This window comes from Luteimonas sp. MC1572 (genome assembly GCF_016615815.1).
Lineage (GTDB): Bacteria > Pseudomonadota > Gammaproteobacteria > Xanthomonadales > Xanthomonadaceae > Luteimonas.
This window is the reverse complement of sequence record NZ_CP067112.1, coordinates 119,844-139,888: the sequence shown is the minus strand read 5'-3', so window position 1 is coordinate 139,888 and position 20,045 is coordinate 119,844. Positions and strand designations below refer to the sequence as shown.

Genomic DNA, 20,045 nt, shown 5'->3' with positions numbered 1-20,045 from the left:
TCCGGAATGGCCTCGGCGGATTGTAGGCATCGCCACCTGTACGCCCCGCACGCGACATTCACGGCCAACCGACCCGCGCTGCGTTTCCATCACCGCTCACTCGAGCAACGAGGTCGCGCAATGGACGCCTGGGCAAGCGATGAACTGTGGATCCTGGTGCGCGTGGCCGCGGCCATGGCGCTGGGCGGCGTGCTCGGCATCGAACGCGAGATGGGCCGCCATGCGGCGGGCCTGCGCACGCACATGATGATCGCCGGCGCCGCCGCGCTGATCGTCGGGCTGGGCGACGTGGTGGCCGAACACTTCGCGCAGGAGCACTACCGCGACCTGCTGCGCATCGATCCGGGACGGCTGATCGAGTCGGTGGTGGCGGCGGTGGGCTTCGTCGGCGCCGGTGCGATCCTGCGCGCGCGCGGCGCCGACCAGGTGCACGGGCTCACCACCGCGAGCTCGCTGCTGATGGCCGCGGCCATCGGCATCGCCGCCGGTCTCGGCCATTACATCCTCGCGCTGGGCGCGTCGCTGCTGTGCGTGGTGGTGCTGGCGCTGTTCCGACGGGTGGAGACGCGCATCGGCACCGCCAGCAACGAACCGCCGCGCTGAGGGCGGCAACGCCGCGATTGCGGCATCATCGGGCCTCCCGTCGAGGAGTCGGCCATGGCTGTCAACCGCAATGCGGGCCGACACCGACGCAGTACCTGGGTGTGGCTTGCTGCAGCCCTGTGCCTGGTGGCGTTGTGGCAGGTGGTGGACCACGGTGGTCGCGAGGTCGCCGTCGACGGCATCGGCAACATGGCCACCGGCGCGCGCGACGCGCCGGCGCGCGCACCGGCGCATGCCTTCCTCCCGCCCGAAGCCTTCGACACGCTCGCCCTGATCGACCGCGGTGGACCGTTCCCGCATCGCCAGGACGGCGGCGTGTTCCAGAACCGCGAGCGTCTGCTGCCGCAGCAGCCACGCGGCCATTACCGCGAATACACCGTGGCCACCCCCGGCGCCCGCGACCGCGGCGCGCGGCGCATCGTCACAGGTGGCGACCCGCCGCGCGAGTGGTACTACACCGCCGACCACTACGGCAGCTTCCGCGCCTTCCAGCGCACCGGGGATACGCCATGACCGACGTCGAGCTCGGTGCCCTGCTCGCCGATGCCAGCCAGGCCGGCAGCTACTTCGTCGATGCCCGCGACCGCGCGGCGCTGGTCGAGGCCGCGACCGCGCTCGACTTCGCCGTGGTCGCGATCAACCTCGAAAACGCCGAGGACAAGCCCGCGCTGCTCGAGGCGATGGCCGACGGCCTGCTGTTTCCGGAGTGGTTCGGCGGAAACTGGGACGCGCTGGCCGACTGCCTGGGCGACCTGTCCTGGCTGCCAGCGCGGCACGGCATGCTGCTGCTGCTCGACCACAGCGGCGACCTTCGCGACGGCGCGCCCGGCGACTTCGCCACGCTGCTCGACATCCTCGACGAGGCGGCGAAGCAGCATGCCGCCGCAGGCGTCCCGTTCTGGGCACTGCTGCCGGTCGTCTCCACACCGTCTTAGCAATAAAACGACGCGTTGCAGACAAACGCGCCCGGATACTGGCGTCCACTTCAGTACGGGGAACCGCGCATGCCACGTCTGGCACTGACTGCCGCGATCACGGTTGCGATGTCGCTGTCGCTCGCCGCCTGCAAGGACGCGAACACCGATTACACAACCGTGGACGAAGTCCCGGCCGCAGAGTCGCCCCCGGTAAGCGAACCCGCCCCCGAACCCGCGCCGATGGTGGATCCGGCGCCCACCGACCCGATGCTGCCGCCGCCGATCGATCCCAGCCTGCCACCGGTGGTCGACCCCACCGCACCGCCGGTGGACGAGACGCAGCCGGCGCCGCCGTCCCCCGAAGATCCGATCCGCGAAACGGCGCCCCCTCCCCCGACTTCATGAGGCGCTGACGCGCCCCTCTCTCTCCAAGGGATCGAAGTCGCGTTCCCGCCCCATCAAGGGCGGGATTTTTTTGCCTTGCGTCCGCGCGCCGACTTCAGCAGGCGCAGCGTCGCCTGCTCCCACTGGCGTGCGCCGCGCGCGTCGCGCACCAGGCGCGCCAGGCGGCCGTCGCGCCAGGCGGCCAGCACCGTCGGATCCACGTAGGCCTTGCGGCATACCGACACCGTATTCCCGAGCAGCCCGGCCACTTCGGCCAGCACCCCGCTTTCGGCCGCCGCCAGCGCGCGCTCGGCCGGCGGCTTTGCGCCGCGCCCTTCGGGCGGCGGCGTGGCGGCGAACAGCCGCGTGGCGTGCAAGGTGCCACCCCAGGTGCGGAAGTCCTTGGCGGTGAAGTCGTCGCCCATCGCGGTGCGCAGGTAGTCGTTGACCAGGTCGGAGGTCACCGGCTGCGGCGCGCCGTCGTCATCGCGGTACTGGAACAGCTGCTGCCCCGGCAGCTGCTGCACGCCGCGCACCAGTCTGGCCAGGCGGCGGTCGTCAAGTTCGATGTCGTGGTCCTGGCCGCCCTTGCCGCGGAAGCGCAGCCGTGCGCGGCCGCCGGCGAGGAACGCGACATGCCTGTTGCGCAGGGTGGTCAGGCCATAGGAGCGGTTGCTGCGCGCGTAGGCGTCGTTGCCCACGCGCACCAGGGTGTCGGCCATCAGCGCGACCACGATCGCCAGCACCTTGTCGCGCGGATATCCGGGCAGGCCCAGGTCGGTGCGCAGCCGGCGCCGCAGCCGCGGCAGCGCCTCGCCGAACGCCACCACGCGCTCGAACTTGCCGTCGCCGCGCACCTCGCTCCAGCGCAGGTGGTAGCGGTACTGCTTGCGGCCGCGCGCGTCGCGCCCGGTCGCCTGCAGGTGGCCGCGCGGCGAGGCGCAGATCCAGACATCGACATAGGCCGGCGGAATCGCCAGCGCGCGGATCCGCGCCAGCGTGTCGGCATCGCGCACGGTGCGGCCGGCGGCATCGCGGTAGCTGAAGCCGCGTCCGGCGCGGCGGCGCGCGATGCCGGGTTCGGCGTCGCTGACGTGAACCAGTCCGGCGGCCTTGGCGGCGCCCGCATCGGGATTGTCGGCGGCGTCGCGGGCTGCAGGCATCCGGCGACGCTATGCGCGCCGTCGTGAGCAGCCGATCAAGACAGGCCTCAGCGGCGCATGTCGCCCACGAAACGCAGGAATTCAGCGCGCGTGCGCGCATCGTCGCGGAAGCCGCCCAGCATGGTCGAGGTGACCATGCTCACGCCGCGCTTGTGGATGCCGCGCGTGGTCATGCACTCGTGGGTGGCTTCCACCACCACGCCCACGCCGCGCGGCTGCAGCACGTCGTGGATCACCGCGGCGATCTCCGCGGTCATCTTTTCCTGCACCTGGAAGCGGCGCGCGAACGTGTCCACCACGCGCGCCAGCTTGCTGATGCCGACCACCTTGCCGTCGGGCAGGTAGCCCACGTGCGCGCGGCCGATGATCGGTGCCATGTGGTGCTCGCAATGGCTTTCGAACTCGATGTCGCGCAGCACGATCATCTCGTCGTAGCCGGCGACCTCCTCGAAGGTGCGCTCCAGGTACTCGCGCGGATCGTCGGCGTAGCCGCTGAACCAGTCGCCATAGGCATCCACCACGCGGCGCGGGGTGTCCAGCAGGCCTTCGCGCGCCGGGTTGTCGCCGGACCAGCGCAACAGCGTGCGCACGGCGTCTTCGGCCTGTTCTCGGGTGGGCTTGCTGGGGTCTGCCACGGGGGCGCTCGCTGCGACGGCGGGACCGGCATCCTAACGCACGTGGCTGTTTTCCATCTCGCGCCAGGTGTGTTCCAGCACTGGCAAGACCTCGCTCCACAGCAGCCGCGAGCCCTGCGAGTCGGTCTGCCAGTCGGCCTCCAGCGCCAGCAGGTCGGCGCGGCTGTCGAAGCGCTCGATGCCGAACCGGTAGGCCGGCGCGTAGTCGGACCACGTCATGCCGTAGATGTAGTACGGCGTGGTCTTGTAGACCTGCTCGAAATGGCCGAGGTCGCCGCGCGGGTCCAATGCCTCGGCGGTCTTGTGCCCGGCCACCGCCGCGGCCGCGCCACCGGCGACCGCACCCACGGCGGCCCCGATCGGCCCGCCGACCAGGCCACCCACCGCGGCACCGACCACACCGCCCGCGAGCGCGCCGCTACCCGCGCCCAGCACATGGTCCTTCTTCAATGTGCTCATCTCGTGGCCTCCGCTGGCCGAAAAAAGGCACGGCCGATGATTCCGACCTTAGGCGCAGCGCGGTTTGGCAGGCGTGAAGCGACGGGCTGCCGGGTGGCGCCGCGGCGGGCGCCGGCGCACGTGGTTTTGCCCCGGGGGCCGCAGGCGCGACAATGGCGGGTCACGCAGCGCCGTCGCCGGCGCGCGCGCCCCATTCCCCGGATGCGAGACGACATGCCCAAGACCCCGCAGATCATCTACACCCTGACCGACGAAGCCCCCGCGCTGGCCACCCGCTCGCTGCTGCCGATCGTGCAGGCGTTCGCCGCCACCGCCGGCATCGACGTGGCCACGCGCGACATCTCGCTCTCCGGCCGCATCCTCGCGCAGTTCCCGGAGCGGCTCGCCGCAGGCCAGGTGATCGCCGACGACCTCGCCGAGCTCGGCGCGCTGGCCACCACGCCCGACGCCAACATCATCAAGCTGCCCAACATCAGTGCCTCGGAGCCGCAGCTGCGCGCCGCGATCCGCGAACTGCAGGAGCAGGGCTTCGCCGTGCCCGAATACCCGGAGCATCCGTCCACCGACGAGGAGCGCGACATCCGCGCCCGCTACGACCGCGTCAAGGGCTCGGCGGTGAACCCGGTGCTGCGCGAGGGCAACTCCGACCGCCGCGCGCCGGCGTCGGTGAAGGGCTACGCACGCAAGCACCCGCACCGCATGGGCGCGTGGTCGGCGGAGTCGAAGTCGCATATCGCGCACATGGACGGCGGTGATTTCTACGGCAGCGAGCAGTCGGCCACCGTGGCCAAGGCCGGCGCGCTGCGCATCGAACTGCTGCAGGCCGACGGCGGCACCACGGTGCTGCGCGACCAGGTGGCGGTGCAGGCCGGGGAAGTCGTGGACGCCTCTGCGATGTCGATGGCCGCGCTGTCGCGCTTCGTGGATGCCGCGATCGAGGACGCCAAGGCCGAGGACGTGCTGTTCTCGCTGCACCTCAAGGCCACGATGATGAAGATCTCCGACCCGATCATGTTCGGGCAGGTGGTCCAGCGCTTCTTCCGCGACACCCTGGCGAAGCACGCCGGTGCACTGGAGCAGGCCGGCTTCAACGCCGACAACGGCCTCGGCGACCTGTACGCCGCGATCGCCACGCTGCCCGCCGATACCCAGGCCGCGATCCGCGCCGACCTGCAGGCCGAAGCCGCGCAGCGCCCGGGCCTGGCGATGGTCGATTCCGACAAGGGCATCACCAACCTGCACGTGCCGAGCGACGTGATCGTCGACGCCTCGATGCCGGCGATGATCCGCGACTCCGGCCGCATGTGGAACGCCGCCGGCAAGCTGCAGGACACCAAGGCGCTGATCCCCGACCGCTGCTACGCCGGCATCTACCAGGCGGTGCTCGACGACTGCCGTGCGCACGGCGCGTTCGACCCGGCGACCATGGGCAGCGTGCCCAACGTCGGCCTGATGGCGCAGAAGGCCGAGGAATACGGCTCGCACGACAAGACCTTCCGCATCGCCGCCGACGGCACCGTGCGCGTGGTCGACCAGGACGGCGGCGTGGTGTTCGAGCACGCGGTCGCCGCCGGCGACATCTGGCGCATGTGCCAGACCCGCGATGCCGCGGTGCGCGACTGGGTGAAGCTCGCGGTGAGCCGCGCGCGCCTGTCGTCCACGCCGGCGGTGTTCTGGCTGGATCCCGCGCGCGCGCACGACGTGCAGCTCAAGGCCAAGGTCGAGCAGTACCTCGGCGAACACGACGTGTCCGGCCTCGATATCCGCATCCTCGCGCCGGTCGACGCGATGAAGCTGTCGCTCGAGCGCATCCGCGCCGGCCAGGACACGATTTCGGTCACCGGCAACGTGCTGCGCGACTACCTCACCGACCTGTTCCCGATCATGGAGCTGGGCACCAGCGCCAAGATGCTGTCGGTGGTGCCGCTGATGGCCGGCGGCGGCCTGTTCGAGACCGGCGCCGGCGGCTCCGCGCCCAAGCACGTGCAGCAGTTCGTGGCCGAGGACTACCTGCGCTGGGATTCGCTGGGCGAGTTCCTGGCGCTGGCGGCTTCGCTCGAACACCTGGCGCAGCACAGCGACAACCCCGCGGCCGGCGTGCTGGCGCGCGCGCTGGACAAGGCCACCGGCGAGTTCCTCGCCAACGACAAGTCGCCGTCGCGCAAGCTGGGCGGCATCGACAACCGCGGCAGCCACTTCTATCTCACCCTGTACTGGGCACAGGCGCTGGCCGCGCAGGGCGACGACGCCAAGCTGAAGGCGACGTTCGCGCCGCTGGCCGAAGCGCTGGCGCGCGATGAAGCGGCGATCGTCGCCGAGCTGGCCGCGGTGCAGGGCCAGCCGGTCGACATCGGCGGCTACTACCGCCCCGACCAGGCCAAGGCCGCGGCCGCCATGCGCCCCAGCGCGACCTTCAACCGCGCGCTGGACGCACTGGCCGGCTGAGCCCCGCCACCGGCGCGCGGCCCTGCCGCGCGCCGAATTCGCGCCTGTGCCCCGTTCAGGCGCGGCGCCCGTGACCGATCACACGGGCGCTGCACGGGCATCCCCCGCACAATGGCCGCTCATCCTGAATGCGGAGAGCGCCCCCGTGCGAACGCCTTTCACCTGCACCGCCCTGGCCCTCGGCCTGGCCCTCGCGCTCGGCGCCTGCTCGCCGCAGCACGCCTCCGCGCCCGTTGCCGCCACCGCCACCACCCAGCAGGTCGAAGCCGAGTCCGCGCGCCTCAACGCCTGGTTCGATGCCCAGTACGAAGAGCTGCTGCAGGCCAGCCCGATGCAGCTGACCTTCCTCGGCCGCAAGGAGCACAACGACCGCCTGGACGACGTGTCCGAAGCCGCCGTGCGCACGCGCCTGGCCTGGCTGGAAAAGTCGGTGGCCGCGATGGAAGCCGGCTTCGACCGCGACCTGCTGGACACCGAGACCCGCCTGTCCTGGGACCTCTGGAAGCGCCAGTACGAAAGCATGCGCGACGGCATGCCGTTCCTGACCAACGGCTACGCGTTCGACCAGATGAACGGCATGCACAGCGGCCTGCCGACGTTCCTGATCAATTTCCACAAGGTCGACAGCGAGCAGGACTACCTGGCGTACATCTCGCGCCTGCGCGCCGTGCCCACCCTGTTCGGGCAGCTGCTCACCCAGGGCCGCGCGTCCGCCGCCAAGGGCATCGTCGCTCCGAAGTTCGCCTACGAAGGCGTGATCGAGCAGTCACGCAAGGTCGTCGCCGGCGCACCGTTCGACACCGGCGCCGACAGCGCGCTGTGGGCCGACGCGCAGGCCAAGGCCGACGCGCTTGCCAGCGCCGGCACCATCACCGCCGAACGCGCCACCGCGCTCAAGGCCGAAGCACGCACTGCACTGCTCGAGCAGGTGCAGCCCGCCTACGCCGACGTGATCGCCTGGGCCGAAGCCGCCCTGCCGACGGCGCTGGTCAACCCCGCCGGCATCGGCACCACGCAAAGCAATGGCGCCGCGTACTACGCCTACCTGCTGCGCGAAAGCACCACCACGTCCATGACCGCCGACGAAGTGCACCAGCTCGGCCTCGCCGAAGTGGCGCGCCTGCGCGGCGAGATGGAAGCGGTGAAGCAGCGCGTCGGCTACGAAGGCGACCTGCAGCAGTTCTTCACCTTCCTCGATACCGACGAACAGTTCCGCTATCCGGAGACCGATGCCGGCCGCCAGGCCTACATCGACGAAGCCACGCGCCTGATCGACAACATCGAGAAGCAGCTGCCGAAGTACTTCGGCCTGCTGCCCAAGGCGGGCCTGGAGGTGAAGCGCGTGGAAGCGTTCCGCGAGCAGCCCGGCGCCGCGCAGCACTACTACCCCGGCACGCCGGACGGCTCGCGCGACGGCGTGTACTACGCGCACCTCTCGGACATGGCGGCCATGCCCAGGACCGAGCTGGAAGTGATCGCGTACCACGAGGGCCTGCCCGGGCATCACATGCAGATCTCCATCGCGCAGGAGCTCGAGGGCGTGCCGACCTTCCGCCGCCAGCTGTTCTCCACCGCCTACACCGAGGGCTGGGGCCTGTACTCGGAATGGCTGGCCAAGGAGATCCCCGGCACCTACCAGGATCCGTACTCCGAATTCGGCCGCCTGGGCTCCGAGATCTGGCGCGCCATCCGCCTGGTGGTGGACACCGGCATGCACGCCAAGGGCTGGACCGAGCAGCAGGCGGTGGACTATTTCCGCGAGAACAGCTCGGCGCCGCTGACCGCGATCCGCTCCGAGATCCAGCGCTACCTGATCATGCCCGGGCAGGCCACCGCCTATAAGGTCGGCATGATCCGCATGCAGGCGCTGCGCGCGAAGGCGGAAGCGGAGCTGGGCGACCGCTTCGACATCCGCGGTTTCCACGACACGGTGCTCGGCGGCGGCGCGATGCCGCTGGACCTGCTGGAGCAGCGCGTGGACGGGTGGATCGCGGAGCGCAAGGCGGCGGGCTGAGGCGGGCTAGCCGGGAGGCCCCGTGGTGGCCGCAAGGGCATCGCCGGGGGACATGAGTCCTCAAGGGCCTTCGCACCCGGCGCCCCGCACCGCCTTTCATGCGGTCTTCCCCGGCGCACCCACAGACTCGCGGCTCCCGTCATTCCGGAGTGTCCTGCATGGGCCTGTTCTCCAAGATCGCCGACCGCATCTTCAATCGCAAAGCCGACACGCCGGCCTCCGCGCCGGCCAGCGGCAAACCCGCACCCGTCATCTTCGAGGGCAGCCGCAACGATCCGCAGGTGTCTCCGCCCGCGCTGCGCTCGGCATCCGCGGTGACGCCGACGGCCTCTGCCCCGGAGCCGGTCGACGTCGAGGCGGTGCTGCGCGACATGGCCCAGGCCAAGGGTGGCGACAGCGACTGGCGGCGCTCCATCGTCGACCTGCTGAAGCTGCTTGACCTCGACTCCAGCCTGGCCGCCCGCAAGGAGCTGGCCGCCGAACTCGGCATCGACGCCGGCGCGCACGGCAGCGCCGAGCAGAACATCGCCCTGCACAAGGCGGTGATGCGCAAGCTCGCGGAGAACGGCGGCAAGGTGCCGGCCGACCTGAAGGACTGAGCCGCAACCCGCGCGCCTCATGGTTCAGGCAGCAGGGGGCCGGCGCGTTACGATGCCGCCCCCCAGGTCGCACGCTGCAGATGCTTCATGCCGTTCCGCCAATCCGACGCATTCCAGGCGGCATGAGCCACGCGTCGCGCCAAGCCGATGCCGTGGCGCGGGCCCGGAGCGAGCGCCTGCAGCGTGTGACCGCCGTGGTGCTGACAGCGTTGCTGCACCTGCTGGCCCTGCTGCTGGTGCTGTCGAGGCCGCCGGTGCCCGTCGCGCCGCCCGAGGGCAGTTCGGGCGGCGGTGATGCCCTGCAGGTGACGTGGATCGACGAGGCGCCGCCGTCGCCGGCGCCTGCACCGCCCGCACCTCCCGTGGCCACCCCCGCGCCTCGCAAGGCCCTGCCCAGGCCCGCGCGCGCGCAGCCGATCCCGGTCGTGCAGGGCGAGGAGCCGGTGCAGCCCGCACCGCCCGCACCGCTGGCGGACGCCGCTGCGCCGGCCCAGGCGGCCGTCGAAAGCCCGGCTCCGCCGACGCAGCGCCCCGCCCAGCTGCGCGGCCAGCCGCCGGGCATGCGCCTGGAGGACCTCGCCCGCGCCAGCGCCGGTCCGTCCCGGCGCCCCGCCGTGAACCGCGGCCGCGGCAACGCGGCCAGGGCCTCGGGCGTCAGCCTGGAAGTGGATGGCTACCAGGTGCTGTACGAGCCGCTCGGCGAGGCCCGGCTGCGCGAATGGCGCGACCAGGGCATGACCGAGCTTTTCCTTCCGCTGCCCGGCACGCACCGGTACATGGTGTGCGCGCTGGAGATCGTGGTGCGGCGCGGGTCCGGCCCCTGCCGCATGGTCGAGCCCGATGCGCCGGAGCTGGCGACCATCGGCGATGCGCGCCAGGTCATCCTCATGCAGCGGGTCTACCGGCTGGGCGACGAGGTCTGGAGCGGACCCGGCCCTTACCGGTGAGCCGTGTCTTGGAGGATGATCCCCTGTCCCTCACCGCCCGGAGCACCACCCCGATGTTTCGCACGCTTCTGCTGTCCTCCGCGATCGCCCTGGCCCTGAGCGCCTGCGACCGCACCGCCACCGAGTCCCCGATGCCGAATACCGCCCCCGTTGCCACCGCGCCCACGCAGGGCGAAAACCCGCTGCTCGCCGCCAGCACGCTGCCGTTCCAGGCGCCCGTGTTCGACCGCATCCAGGACAGCCACTACCAGCCGGCGATCGAGGAAGGCATGCGCCAGCACCTCGCCGAAGTGCGCAAGATCGCCGACAACGCCGAAGCACCCAGCTTCGCCAACACCATCGAGGCGCTCGAGCGCAGCGGTGCGCTGCTGACCCGTGCCCGCAGCATCTTCTCGGCCATGACCTCGGCCAACACCAACCCCACGCTGCAGGCCGTCGATGAAGCGCTGGCGCCGAAGCTGGCGGAGCACGCCGACGCCATCCACCTCGACCCCGCGCTGTTCGCCCGCGTGAAGTCGCTGTACGGCCAGCGCGCGGACCTCGGCCTCACCCCCGAGCAGGTCACCGTGCTCGAGCGCACCCATGAGGACTTCGTCCGCGCCGGCGCCGAACTGGATGCCGCCAAGCAGGCCGAGCTGCGCAAGCTCAACAGCGAGGAGTCGTCGCTGACCACCGCGTTCTCCAACAAGCTGCTGGCCGCCAACAATGCCGGCGGCGTGCTGGTGGATGACGTCAAGAAGCTTGACGGCCTGTCGGAAGGCGACATCGCCGCCGCCGCCGAAGCCGCCAAGGCCGCTGGCAAGGACGGCCAGTGGCTGCTCGCGCTGCAGAACACCAGCCAGCAGCCGGTGCTCGCCTCGCTCAAGGACCGCGCCCTGCGCGAGCAGGTGATGGCCGCCTCGCTGGGCCGCGCCGAAAAGGGCGACGGCAACGACACCCGCGCCACCATCCAGCGCCTGGCCGAACTGCGCGCGCGCAAGGCGGAGCTGCTGGGCTACCCGAGCTACGCCGCCTACGCCATCGCCGACCAGATGGCCGTCACCCCCCAAGTCGCGCTCAAGCTGCTGACCGACACCGTGCCCGCGGCCACCACGCGCGCCAAGGCGGAGCTGGCGAAGATCCAGGCCGTGGTCGACGCGCAGAACGGCGGCTTCACCGCCGGCGCCGCCGACTGGGATTTCTACGCCGAGCAGGTGCGCAAGGCCGAGTACGACCTCGACGAAGCGCAGATCAAGCCCTACTTCGAGCTGGACCGCGTGCTGAAGGACGGCGTGTTCTTCGCCGCCGAACAGCTGTACGGCATCACCGCGAAGGAACGCACGGACCTGCCCGTCTACCACCCCGACGTGCGCGTGTTCGACATCTTCGATGCCGACGGCAAGCAGCTGGCGCTGTTCTACCTCGATCCGTTCAAGCGCGAGAGCAAGCAGGGCGGCGCGTGGATGGGCAACTTCGTCGAGCAGAACGGCCTGACCGGCGACATCCCGGTGATCTACAACGTCGAGAACTACACCAAGCCCGCTGCCGGCCAGCCGGCGCTGCTGAGCTGGGACGACGTGACCACGCTGTTCCACGAGTACGGCCACGCCCTGCACGGCATCTTCTCCAAGACCACCTACCCGAGCGTGGCCGGCACCAACACGCCGCGCGACTTCGTGGAGTTCCCCTCGCAGTTCAACGAGCACTGGGCGCTCGACCCGAAGGTGTTCGCCAACTACGCCAAGCACCACCAGACCGGCGAAGCGATGCCGCAGGCGCTGGTGGACAAGATCGTCAAGGCGCGCACCTTCAACCAGGGCTACGCGACCACCGAATACCTGTCCGCCGCACTGCTCGACATGGCGTGGCACACGCTGCCGTCCGGTGACGCGAAGAAGGACGTGGACACGTTCGAACGCGAGGCGCTGGCGAAGTACAAAGTGGACATAGCCGCGGTGCCGCCGCGCTACCGCACCAACTACTTCAGCCACATCTGGGGCGGCGGCTATGCGGCCGGCTACTACGCGTACTTCGGCGCGGAGGTGCTGGACCACGACGCGTTCCAGTGGTTCCGCGAGAACGGCGGCCTGACGCGCGCGAACGGCCAGGTGTTCCGCGACAAGATCCTGTCGATCGGGCAGTCGCGCGACCTGGGCACGGCGTACCGCGAGTTCCGCGGCAAGGAGCCGAGCGTGGAGCCGCTGCTGGAGCATCGCGGGCTGAAGTAAGCCGCGGTTTCCACCGTCGCACCGAGTAACGAAGGCCCGCGATCGCGGGCCTTCGTTCTTTCAGGCGAGGCGGGCCGCACGCCCGTCTCGCCGCGGATAAACTGCCGCGACACAGGGGAACGCGATGAGCGACGAGACCGTACCGCAGCCCGGCCACGACAGCCCGCCGCCGGGCAGCCGCATCGCCTTCGAGCGCCTGCGCGAGCGCACCGACGAGCTCGAGCTGATCATCTCCGGCCTGCTGGCCTTCGCCCTGCTCACCGTGCCCGGGCGCATCTTCGACAGCTGGGCGACCAACGCCATCCACGTCGAAGGCCTGTTCGAGTACGCGCTGCAGTTCGGCTTCCTCGTCAGCGCCGGGCTCAGCTACGCGCTGGCCTTCGCCTTCATCATCCACCTCGCGATCCGCGGCTACTGGATCGGCCTGATCGGCCTGAAGTCCACCTTCCCCGCAGGCATCCGCTGGGAGCGCGTGCCGTTCATGGGTACGGTGGCGCGCGCGTTCCACCAGGAGCGCGTCGGCGACCTCGGCAGCACCATCGACCGCGCGGACCGCGCCGCGTCGATCCTGTTCGCCATGACCATCCTGATCGCGCTGACCATCGCCTGGGTGGGCGTGCTGGCGGTCGTGCTGATCCTGCTGGGCGGCCTGATGGGCTCGGCGTTCCACGGCGGGCAGCGTGCGATCCGCGTCATCCTGGTGGCGGCCTACGTGCTGTTCCTGCTGGCCAGCCTGGCGCCGGTGGTGCTCGAACGGCTCATCGCCCGCAGGGAGGCCGCCGGCAAGGCGTCGCCGGGCCTGCAGCGCACGGTGCGCGGACTGCTGCGCTTCCTCGGCATCGTGATCCCGCAGCGCCTGATCGCGCCCGTCCAGCTCACGCTGCAGAGCAACCTCAACGGCCGCGGCTTCATGGCGGTGTACGTGGTGGTGATCGCGCTGGCCATGCTGATCGGCAGCGTGCAGGTGGTGAACTCGGCGATGTTCTCGATGATCAACCGCTACGACGTGCTGACCGGCGAAGCCGTCGACCACGGCATGCTCAGCGCGCACTACGAATCGCTGCGGTCCGAACACGACCTGCTGCTGCGCTACCCGATGATTCCCGCCGACCGCATCGCCGAGGCGCACCTGCGGCTGTTCATCCCGCACCAGCCCAAGCGCGACAACCCGCTCGCGCGCGAGCGCTGCCCGGCGCTGCCCGAGGGCCGCAACAGCGCGGAAGGCCCCGCTGCCGCCACGCTGGCACACGCCTGCATCGCGTCGTTCTGGCGCGTGACGCTGGATGGAAAGGCGCTGCCGCTGGACGACTTCGTGCCCATCGAGCGCCGTGACCTGGGCATGCGCGGACTGGTCGGCTACGTGCCCATCGGCGCGCTGCCCCCGGGCCGGCATGACCTCTACCTGGCGTGGAACGCCGACGGGGAGAAGGAGGGTCCGCTGCGCCGCCGCGAATACCGGATCCCGTTCTGGTTCACGCCGGGGGTCGAGCAGGGCGTGCGCTGAGCGATGGCCCTGCTCTTTTTCCTCGTGCTGGTGGCGCTGGCCTGGGGGCTCGGCGCCCTGTTGCTGTGGCCGCGCACGCGCCGGATCGGCGCGGTGTTGCCCTGGCTGGGAGGCGCACTGGCGCTGGGCGTGGTGGCCTGCCTGGCCTGGGGCTTCGTGGGCATCCTGCGCCATGCGGACTGGCAGGCGCTGTCGAATGCGCAGGCCGTGCACCGGCTGTTCGGCGACGGGACCCTGTGGTTCATCGGCACCGGCTGGCCGCTGCTCGACCGGGTCGCGAACATCTATCTCTCGCTCGACGTCGCCTTGACGCTGCTGGCGCTGTGCGCCGCCACGCTGCGTGGCTGGGTGTTCTGGGCCGGCGTGGCCGAACGCCGCAGGCAGGCGCGCGTGCGCCGGGGGCGCTGACGCGGCCGTAGCGCGGAGTCAGTCCGCCGCTTCGGGCGGCCCGAGCCTGCCGCGGCTGTACATGCCGGAGCGGTCGAAGCAGCAGGCGCGGCGCTGGCCCGACGCCAGCTTGTCGCAGGCGGTGGCGATGCGCTTCACGCGGGTCTCGGCCTTCTTGCCCGAGGTGACCCACTGGATCCAGTCGCGGCGGGCGATCGGGGTGATGTCGTCCCAGGTGGCCTTGGCGGCGGGCTGGGCGGACAGCGCGGCGCGGAGGTCGGGCGGCACCTTGGGCTCGGGCTCCCTAGCGACCGGTGCGATTTCCAATGCGACCGTGTCGCCCGCCTGCACGCCGGCGGCTTCGAGCAGCGCTTTGTCGACTTTCAGCCAGTGGCTGCCTTGGCCGTCGGGCTCCAGGGTGGCCTGGAATGGCGCCGTGGCGAAGGTGCCCTCCACCGTGACCTGGCTGCGGGTTGGCAGCCTGGCGCTCGCGGCTTGGGGCAGGACAAGGAAGGCCCAGCTGGCGCTCTTCGGCTGCAACGGCCGGCGAAGGCGTGCCTCGAAGCGGACGACGGCGGGCGCGTTGCTGGCCATGCGGAAACCTTAGCATCGGGCGAATTGCCGGCATCAGTGCGCGCCGCACGATGGCGCGCACCGGCCGGCGGATGTGGTGAATCAGTCCACTTCGAATTCACCGACCAGCACGGTCTCGCGCAAGTCCGTCAGCCGCAGCGTCACGGTGCGGTCGTGCTGGTTCGCCTGTCCGAAGTTGGTGGACAGCCACAGCTGCAGCGTGGTGGCGCCGGTCACGAGCTGCTGGCGGTCACCGTAGAAGTTCGCCTCGACCTTGTATGTCCCCCGCCTGGCCTTGCGAAGGGCGAATTCCTCCGGCCCGTATCCGCCGGTGAAGTCCTCCGACATGCGCCCGCCCTGGTAGGTCAGGCGGTTGCCGTAGTACGCCCGCTCGCCATCGGGATCGGTCACCCACAGGTCCATGTCGCTGTTGTCGGAGTCCCAGCTCAGCACCGTCCTGAGTGCGAGCGGCAGGTTGCGCAGCAGGCGACGGTCGACGAATGACGTGTCGAGCGGCGACCGGGCGGTGGCGACGATGGCGTTGAGCTCCGCAAGCGCGATTTCCGGTACGCCGTCGAAGCGCATGTCCCACTCGCCCTCGACCACCTCGTACAGGCGTTCGATCGCCTCCTGCGGTCGGCCGGCCGCGGCGTACGCAAGCCCGAGGTCGCGGTACGTCTGCGGCTCCTCGCCACCCATCTCCTGCACGCGCTCGAGCACGTCGACGGCGAGCCGCGGGTGCCCGGCCTGCATCAGGCGATAGCCGAGCACGCGCAGCACGTGGCGGTTCTCGAGGTCCATCTCGGCCAGGTTGGACAGCACGCGCAGCGCCAGCGCCGGCTGCTTCTTCTCGAACAGGACATCGGCGACATCCAGGTAGAACGCCGTCCCCGACGCGTTGCGCCCACGCTCGTCGAGGTAGTGCGGATACACCTGGTCGGCGGGCAGCTGGCGCAGGCGCCGCGCGGCGGGCGCGTCGGAGCGCCAGGGCGCCAGCGTGATGGTGGCGCCGGCCGCGCCCACATCGCTTTCCCGGAGCCGCGAGCCCGTGACTGCGATGCGATCGAGGCTCGCCGATGCGGGCGATGGCGGCGGGGCCGGCGACGGCGACGGCACGGACGTGTCCATCGGCGAGGGGTCGTCGAACACCACAGGCGGCTCACCGGCTGCAAGCGGCACCATCTCCCCCTGGTCCGGCCGCGAACCGCGGCCGTCCTTCGGGAACGGGGCTTCCCACCAAGCCACGCGTGCAGTCCAGGCCTCGGCGATGGCATCAAGCCGCTGCTGCCGTCCCGCCGAACGCGTGCGTTGCCGCTCGCCCTGCAGCCGCGCGAACGCCTCGCGCAGTTCCGCGGGAGGCTGGATGTCGTAGCGGGCGTAGTCCTCCACGTCGTCGAGGACCAGCAGCGAAGTCTGCGGCGTCACCATGCCGAAGTCCTTGCCCAGTCCGGCGATGGCGGCCCGGTGCCGGCGCGGGTCGGACTGGAGCGCGGCGAGCCGGTAGCTCGCCCAGACGCGCGCCGCGAGTTCGCCCTCGACGAGGGTATCGAGCGGAACGTCGACCGACCGGTGGGTGCCCGCGGCATCGGTGACCTGCAGTCGCAGCGCCGCCTGGGCGTCGACCAGGCGTCCCGCGACCCGGAACACCCCGTGGCGCGCGTGGATGGACGCGGCGACCAGGTCGGTCACGCCGCGGCCCTCCAGGGTCGTCAATCGCGGCGCGTCATGAAGGAGTTCGCGTTCGGCCGCGGCCAGTCCGGCGCCGTCGCGGATGCCGATGAAGGCGCCACCGCCGGCTTCGGCCAATGCCTGCAATCGCGCGCTGTCGCCACCGCTCCCCGCGTGTATGGCAAACAGCCGCTGCATCGCGCCGAGGCCGGGGAATCCCGACGCGCCATAGTTGAACAGGCCGTCGCCGAACAGCAGGTACTCGCCGACGCGCGGGTCCGGTTGCCAGCCATCGGCACGCGTCGCGCCGTCATACACCGTGCCTTCCAGCGCGCGACGCAATGCCGACCAGTTGCCATTGCGCACGTTGAAGCGTTCGACCGGATCCGCCACATCGCGCAGCCGGACCAGCTGCACGTCGACCGTGCCCGCCTTGCGGAAGTAGGCATCGAGCAGCGCGAACTCGAGATCGTGCGCGCGCCGCGCCCCGGACATCGAAGCATCCCAGAGCAGGCCGACCGAGCCGGGCAGCCGGCGTTCCACCGCGGCACCACCGGCGGGGACCTCGGCGACGAAGTACGTGTCGTCGCCATGCCGCTGGCTGTGGAAGCGCGGCGCGGCCGCGCCCGGGAACTGCAGCGTGATGCCCTGGCCGGCACGCGTGTTGCCGCGCGCGACCGCGATGCGGTGCTCGCCGGCACTGCTCGACACAGGCACCGGGCGCACTGTGCCGGTGACGACAGGCGCTTCGGCGGACCGCACGGTCACCTGCACCTCCGGCAGTGCGCGCGCGAACTGCAGCGGCACGGTCGTCGACCACCCCGCGCTGTCGCGCCGGAGGGCTTCGGACACAATGACCCGCACGCGGCGCTCGCCGCGCGGCGGAAGTGGATAGACCCGCATCCGGAAGAACTCGCCCTGGGTCTGCTCCAGCAGGCCCGGGTCGACCTGGCGACGCTCGATGGATTCGAACACCTGGCGGGCGCGCTCCTTTTCGACCGGCACGGCATCGCGCATCCGCCCATCGATGTCCAGTGCAAACCCGACCACGCTCTGGCCCGGCTGCAGCGGGAACTCCAGACGCCCCTCCAGCAGCCGCGCGTGGGGATTGTGGAAGGTCATGTCGATGGTGGTCTGCGCCATGCCGGCCGCGGCATCGACCTCAATGGCCGCCGAGGCGAGCCGGACGGGCACCTCGGCATGATCGGCCTGCATGACCAAGGGCGGGAGGCCACGGGCGGGCGCCTGCGCAGGCGATGCACCCGACATGCAGAGACCTGAAAGCAGGGCCACGGACAGCGCGAAAGACCGCATGGAGTTCCCCTCGCCCTCCCCGCGCCGTCGCTTGACCGCGCTCCCCTGGGTGACGCCCGTCGCAACAATAGCCGGAGCAGGCGGGACCGGCGCAAGCCGGTGGCGCGAACGTCGCGGCCGCCGCAGGGTGATGCGCGGCCCGCCACTACGCCATCCTGCGACCGGCTGCAGGGTGGCTGGGGGAAGGGGCTCGCCGCCCTGTGCTAGAATCGCCGCTGTTTCGCGCATTTCGCCGCCAATCGCTTCGTTTTCAACGACGTTTCGGCCCAGCTGGGCCGCCATTGGCGTGGCCCGCCGCGTGAACCCATGCCCGGTATCGGCAGGAACGGAGCCAGGCTCCGGTCGGAGTTCCGACGTGTTGTTCCTAGCGGTCCATCGCGCGCAGCCCGCTGCGGCCGGGCGCCTGTGCGCCTGCCTGCCGGCGCGACACACCAAGGAGATGACACCAGCATGACCCAACGAATCGCCGTCCTCGGCGCCGGCCCCAGCGGCCTGGCCCAGCTGCGCGCCTTCGACGCCGCCCGCCGCGCGGGCGCCGACGTCCCCGAGGTCGTCTGCTTCGAAAAGCAGTCCGACCTCGGCGGCATGTGGAACTACACCTGGCGCACCGGCCTGGACCAGCACGGCGAGCCGGTGCACGCCAGCATGTACCGCTACCTGTGGTCGAACGGGCCAAAGGAATGCCTGGAGTTCGCCGACTACAGCTTCGAGGAGCACTTCGGCCGCCCGATCGCCTCGTATCCGCCGCGGCCCGTGCTGCGCGACTACATCATGGGCCGCATCGAACGCAGCGGCCTGCGCGACCAGATCCGCTTCAACACCGCCGTGCACGCGGTCGAATACAGCGAAGAGACCGGCAAGTTCACCGTCACCGTGCGCGAGCTCAAGGACGACCGCATGGTGAGCGAGGAGTTCGACTGGGTGGTGGTGGCCACCGGGCATTTCTCCACGCCCAACGCGCCCGCGTTCGAAGGCCTGTCGCAGTTCCCCGGCCGCGTGCTGCACGCGCACGACTTCCGCGACGCCTGCGAGTTCACCGGCAAGGACCTGCTGCTGGTGGGCAGCAGCTATTCGGCCGAGGACATCGGCACGCAGTGCTACAAGTACGGCGCCAAGTCGGTGACCTTCAGCTACCGCAGCGCACCGATGGGCCACGACTGGCCGGAGGCCTTCAGCGAGCGCCCGCTGCTGACGCGCGTGGAAGGCAACACCGCGCACTTCGTCGACGGCAGCCGCCAGGACGTGGACGTGATCATCCTGTGCACCGGCTACCAGCACCACTTCCCGTTCCTGCCCGACGAACTGACCCTGCGCACCGCCAACCGCCTGTACCCGCGCGAGCTGTACCAGGGCGTGTTCTGGATCGACAACCCGAAGCTGGTCTACCTGGGCATGCAGGACCAGTACTACACGTTCAACATGTTCGACGCCCAGGCGTGGGTGGCGCGCGACGTGATCCTGGGCCGCACCGCGCTGCCCGACGCCGACGCCATGCGCGCCGACAGCGAAGCCTGGTTCGCGCGCGAGAACGCCTGCGCCGGCGCCAACGACGACATCGATTTCCAGACCGCCTACGTGCGCGACCTGGTCGACCGCACCGACTACCCCGAGTTCGCGATCGAGAAGGTGGCCGAGATGCTCAAGGAATGGCAGCGCGACAAGCAGGCCGGCATCCTCGACTACCGCGACAAGAGCTACCGCTCCACGATCACCGGCACGCTGGCGCCGCGGCACCACACGCCGTGGATGGAAGCGATGGACGACTCGCTGCAGGCGTTCCTGGAAGACCCGCGCGAGCTGGAGGACCAGCTTGAGGTGGAGCAGGTGCCGGTGGCTGCGGTGGGTGGAGCTGTCGGCTTTGCCGAGCCGATCCGCCGCCGCGCCTGATCGCGGCAGCTCCGGTGGCCGGCTTCAGCGCTTGAGGCCGGCCACGATCTCCGACACGTCGACGCCCAGCTCGAGCTGCACGCGCACGAACTCGCGCTCCTTGCGGGACAGGACTCGGCCGGCTTCGAGGCGCACGTCCTCCGCCTGGAGGATGCGCATGATCCGCGGCAGCGCCGAGCCGATGGCATCGGGGCCGTAACCCGCTTCTCGGAGGGCGGCGCGGAGGAGGGCTTCGACTTCCATGGGGGATCCTGGTGGTGCGGGGGCGGGGCATTGTGCGGCATGTGGGGAGTGCCGACGCGCTACCGCGGAAACTACTTCATCCACATCTGACGCGGC

General features: G+C 70.7%; 18 protein-coding genes. 12 read left to right on the top strand and 6 right to left on the bottom strand.

Translation table 11 applies throughout. The features are described 5' to 3' along the window. The first annotated feature begins 120 nt into the window (after positions 1-120). The 4 genes from JGR64_RS00610 (at position 121) to JGR64_RS00595 (ending at position 1,925) form a co-directional block, all read left to right on the top strand. Complete coding sequence (locus JGR64_RS00610; protein WP_199374520.1) at positions 121-603, top strand: MgtC/SapB family protein; 483 nt, start codon at positions 121-123, stop codon at positions 601-603. Between the two features lie 54 nt (positions 604-657). Next, complete coding sequence (locus JGR64_RS00605; protein ID WP_199374518.1) at positions 658-1,116, top strand: ribonuclease domain-containing protein; 459 nt, start codon at positions 658-660, stop codon at positions 1,114-1,116. Next, on the top strand, positions 1,113-1,538 hold the full coding sequence (locus JGR64_RS00600) for a barstar family protein (RefSeq protein WP_199374516.1): 426 nt from the start codon (positions 1,113-1,115) through the stop codon (positions 1,536-1,538). The genes JGR64_RS00605 and JGR64_RS00600 overlap by 4 nt, the downstream gene beginning before the upstream one ends. Positions 1,539-1,607: 69 nt before the next feature. Continuing rightward, positions 1,608-1,925: a hypothetical protein gene (locus JGR64_RS00595; RefSeq protein ID WP_199374514.1), complete on the top strand. Its 318-nt coding sequence runs from the start codon at positions 1,608-1,610 to the stop codon at positions 1,923-1,925. Positions 1,926-1,978: 53 nt separating this feature from the next. Here JGR64_RS00595 and JGR64_RS00590 read toward each other — a convergent pair whose 3' ends face one another. Genes JGR64_RS00590 through JGR64_RS00580 form a run of 3 tightly spaced genes read right to left on the bottom strand, consistent with a single transcriptional unit; the run spans position 1,979 to position 4,161 of the window. Next, positions 1,979-3,067 (bottom strand): DNA topoisomerase IB, encoded by a 1,089-nt coding sequence (locus tag JGR64_RS00590; protein WP_199374512.1) that lies wholly within the window; start codon positions 3,065-3,067, stop codon positions 1,979-1,981. A 47-nt stretch (positions 3,068-3,114) separates the two neighbouring features. Then, on the bottom strand, positions 3,115-3,702 hold the full coding sequence (folE, locus tag JGR64_RS00585; protein WP_199374510.1) for a GTP cyclohydrolase I FolE: 588 nt from the start codon (positions 3,700-3,702) through the stop codon (positions 3,115-3,117). A 33-nt stretch (positions 3,703-3,735) separates the two neighbouring features. Continuing rightward, the gene (locus JGR64_RS00580) at positions 3,736-4,161 is read right to left on the bottom strand and encodes a hypothetical protein (protein ID WP_199374508.1); all 426 of its coding nucleotides are present in this window, start codon (positions 4,159-4,161) and stop codon (positions 3,736-3,738) included. A 213-nt stretch (positions 4,162-4,374) separates the two neighbouring features. Here JGR64_RS00580 and JGR64_RS00575 point away from each other — a divergent pair, with 213 nt between their 5' ends. From JGR64_RS00575 to JGR64_RS00545, 7 genes are all read left to right on the top strand, one after another. Further along, positions 4,375-6,606, top strand: a complete 2,232-nt coding sequence (locus JGR64_RS00575) for an NADP-dependent isocitrate dehydrogenase (protein WP_199374506.1) — start codon at positions 4,375-4,377, stop codon at positions 6,604-6,606. Positions 6,607-6,751: 145 nt separating this feature from the next. Next, entirely contained in the window at positions 6,752-8,620 is a 1,869-nt protein-coding gene (locus JGR64_RS00570; protein WP_199374504.1) for a DUF885 domain-containing protein, read from the top strand. Positions 8,621-8,778: 158 nt separating this feature from the next. Then, complete coding sequence (locus JGR64_RS00565) at positions 8,779-9,219, top strand: DUF3597 domain-containing protein (RefSeq protein ID WP_199374502.1); 441 nt, start codon at positions 8,779-8,781, stop codon at positions 9,217-9,219. A gap of 122 nt (positions 9,220-9,341) precedes the next feature. Continuing rightward, a complete protein-coding gene (locus JGR64_RS13975; protein WP_199374500.1) occupies positions 9,342-10,166 on the top strand; it encodes a type II toxin-antitoxin system RelE/ParE family toxin in 825 nt (274 codons plus the stop codon). Between the two features lie 53 nt (positions 10,167-10,219). Beyond that, positions 10,220-12,373: a peptidyl-dipeptidase Dcp gene (gene dcp / locus JGR64_RS00555; protein ID WP_199374498.1), complete on the top strand. Its 2,154-nt coding sequence runs from the start codon at positions 10,220-10,222 to the stop codon at positions 12,371-12,373. A gap of 124 nt (positions 12,374-12,497) precedes the next feature. Further along, the gene (locus JGR64_RS00550) at positions 12,498-13,877 is read left to right on the top strand and encodes a hypothetical protein (RefSeq protein WP_199374496.1); all 1,380 of its coding nucleotides are present in this window, start codon (positions 12,498-12,500) and stop codon (positions 13,875-13,877) included. Between the two features lie 3 nt (positions 13,878-13,880). Next, positions 13,881-14,285, top strand: coding sequence for a hypothetical protein (locus JGR64_RS00545; protein ID WP_199374494.1), 405 nt, complete (start codon positions 13,881-13,883; stop codon positions 14,283-14,285). An 18-nt stretch (positions 14,286-14,303) separates the two neighbouring features. Here the strand turns inward: JGR64_RS00545 and JGR64_RS00540 are convergent, their stop codons facing one another. Then, on the bottom strand, positions 14,304-14,858 hold the full coding sequence (locus JGR64_RS00540; RefSeq protein ID WP_199374492.1) for a YdeI/OmpD-associated family protein: 555 nt from the start codon (positions 14,856-14,858) through the stop codon (positions 14,304-14,306). Between the two features lie 81 nt (positions 14,859-14,939). Next, on the bottom strand, positions 14,940-17,699 hold the full coding sequence (locus tag JGR64_RS00535) for a VIT domain-containing protein (RefSeq protein WP_234446971.1): 2,760 nt from the start codon (positions 17,697-17,699) through the stop codon (positions 14,940-14,942). Positions 17,700-18,269: 570 nt separating this feature from the next. Here JGR64_RS00535 and JGR64_RS00530 point away from each other — a divergent pair. Continuing rightward, positions 18,270-19,706, top strand: coding sequence for an NAD(P)/FAD-dependent oxidoreductase (locus tag JGR64_RS00530; protein WP_199374488.1), 1,437 nt, complete (start codon positions 18,270-18,272; stop codon positions 19,704-19,706). Positions 19,707-19,730: 24 nt separating this feature from the next. Here JGR64_RS00530 and JGR64_RS00525 read toward each other — a convergent pair whose 3' ends face one another. Continuing rightward, positions 19,731-19,949, bottom strand: a complete 219-nt coding sequence (locus tag JGR64_RS00525) for a polyprenyl synthetase (protein ID WP_185114505.1) — start codon at positions 19,947-19,949, stop codon at positions 19,731-19,733. Positions 19,950-20,045 lie beyond the last annotated feature (96 nt).

Bases quoted from the DNA above. Each gene is read 5' to 3' on its own strand.
- JGR64_RS00610 (WP_199374520.1), top strand. From the start codon at position 121: ATGGACGCCTGGGCAAGCGATGAACTGTGGATCCTGGTGCGCGTGGCC.
- JGR64_RS00605 (WP_199374518.1), top strand. From the start codon at position 658: ATGGCTGTCAACCGCAATGCGGGCCGACACCGACGCAGTACCTGGGTG.
- JGR64_RS00600 (WP_199374516.1), top strand. From the start codon at position 1,113: ATGACCGACGTCGAGCTCGGTGCCCTGCTCGCCGATGCCAGCCAGGCC.
- JGR64_RS00595 (WP_199374514.1), top strand. From the start codon at position 1,608: ATGCCACGTCTGGCACTGACTGCCGCGATCACGGTTGCGATGTCGCTG.
- JGR64_RS00590 (WP_199374512.1), bottom strand. From the start codon at position 3,067: ATGCCTGCAGCCCGCGACGCCGCCGACAATCCCGATGCGGGCGCCGCC.
- JGR64_RS00580 (WP_199374508.1), bottom strand. From the start codon at position 4,161: ATGAGCACATTGAAGAAGGACCATGTGCTGGGCGCGGGTAGCGGCGCG.
- JGR64_RS00575 (WP_199374506.1), top strand. From the start codon at position 4,375: ATGCCCAAGACCCCGCAGATCATCTACACCCTGACCGACGAAGCCCCC.
- JGR64_RS00565 (WP_199374502.1), top strand. From the start codon at position 8,779: ATGGGCCTGTTCTCCAAGATCGCCGACCGCATCTTCAATCGCAAAGCC.
- JGR64_RS13975 (WP_199374500.1), top strand. From the start codon at position 9,342: ATGAGCCACGCGTCGCGCCAAGCCGATGCCGTGGCGCGGGCCCGGAGC.
- dcp (WP_199374498.1), top strand. From the start codon at position 10,220: ATGTTTCGCACGCTTCTGCTGTCCTCCGCGATCGCCCTGGCCCTGAGC.
- JGR64_RS00550 (WP_199374496.1), top strand. From the start codon at position 12,498: ATGAGCGACGAGACCGTACCGCAGCCCGGCCACGACAGCCCGCCGCCG.
- JGR64_RS00545 (WP_199374494.1), top strand. From the start codon at position 13,881: ATGGCCCTGCTCTTTTTCCTCGTGCTGGTGGCGCTGGCCTGGGGGCTC.
- JGR64_RS00540 (WP_199374492.1), bottom strand. From the start codon at position 14,858: ATGGCCAGCAACGCGCCCGCCGTCGTCCGCTTCGAGGCACGCCTTCGC.
- JGR64_RS00530 (WP_199374488.1), top strand. From the start codon at position 18,270: ATGACCCAACGAATCGCCGTCCTCGGCGCCGGCCCCAGCGGCCTGGCC.
- JGR64_RS00525 (WP_185114505.1), bottom strand. From the start codon at position 19,949: ATGGAAGTCGAAGCCCTCCTCCGCGCCGCCCTCCGAGAAGCGGGTTAC.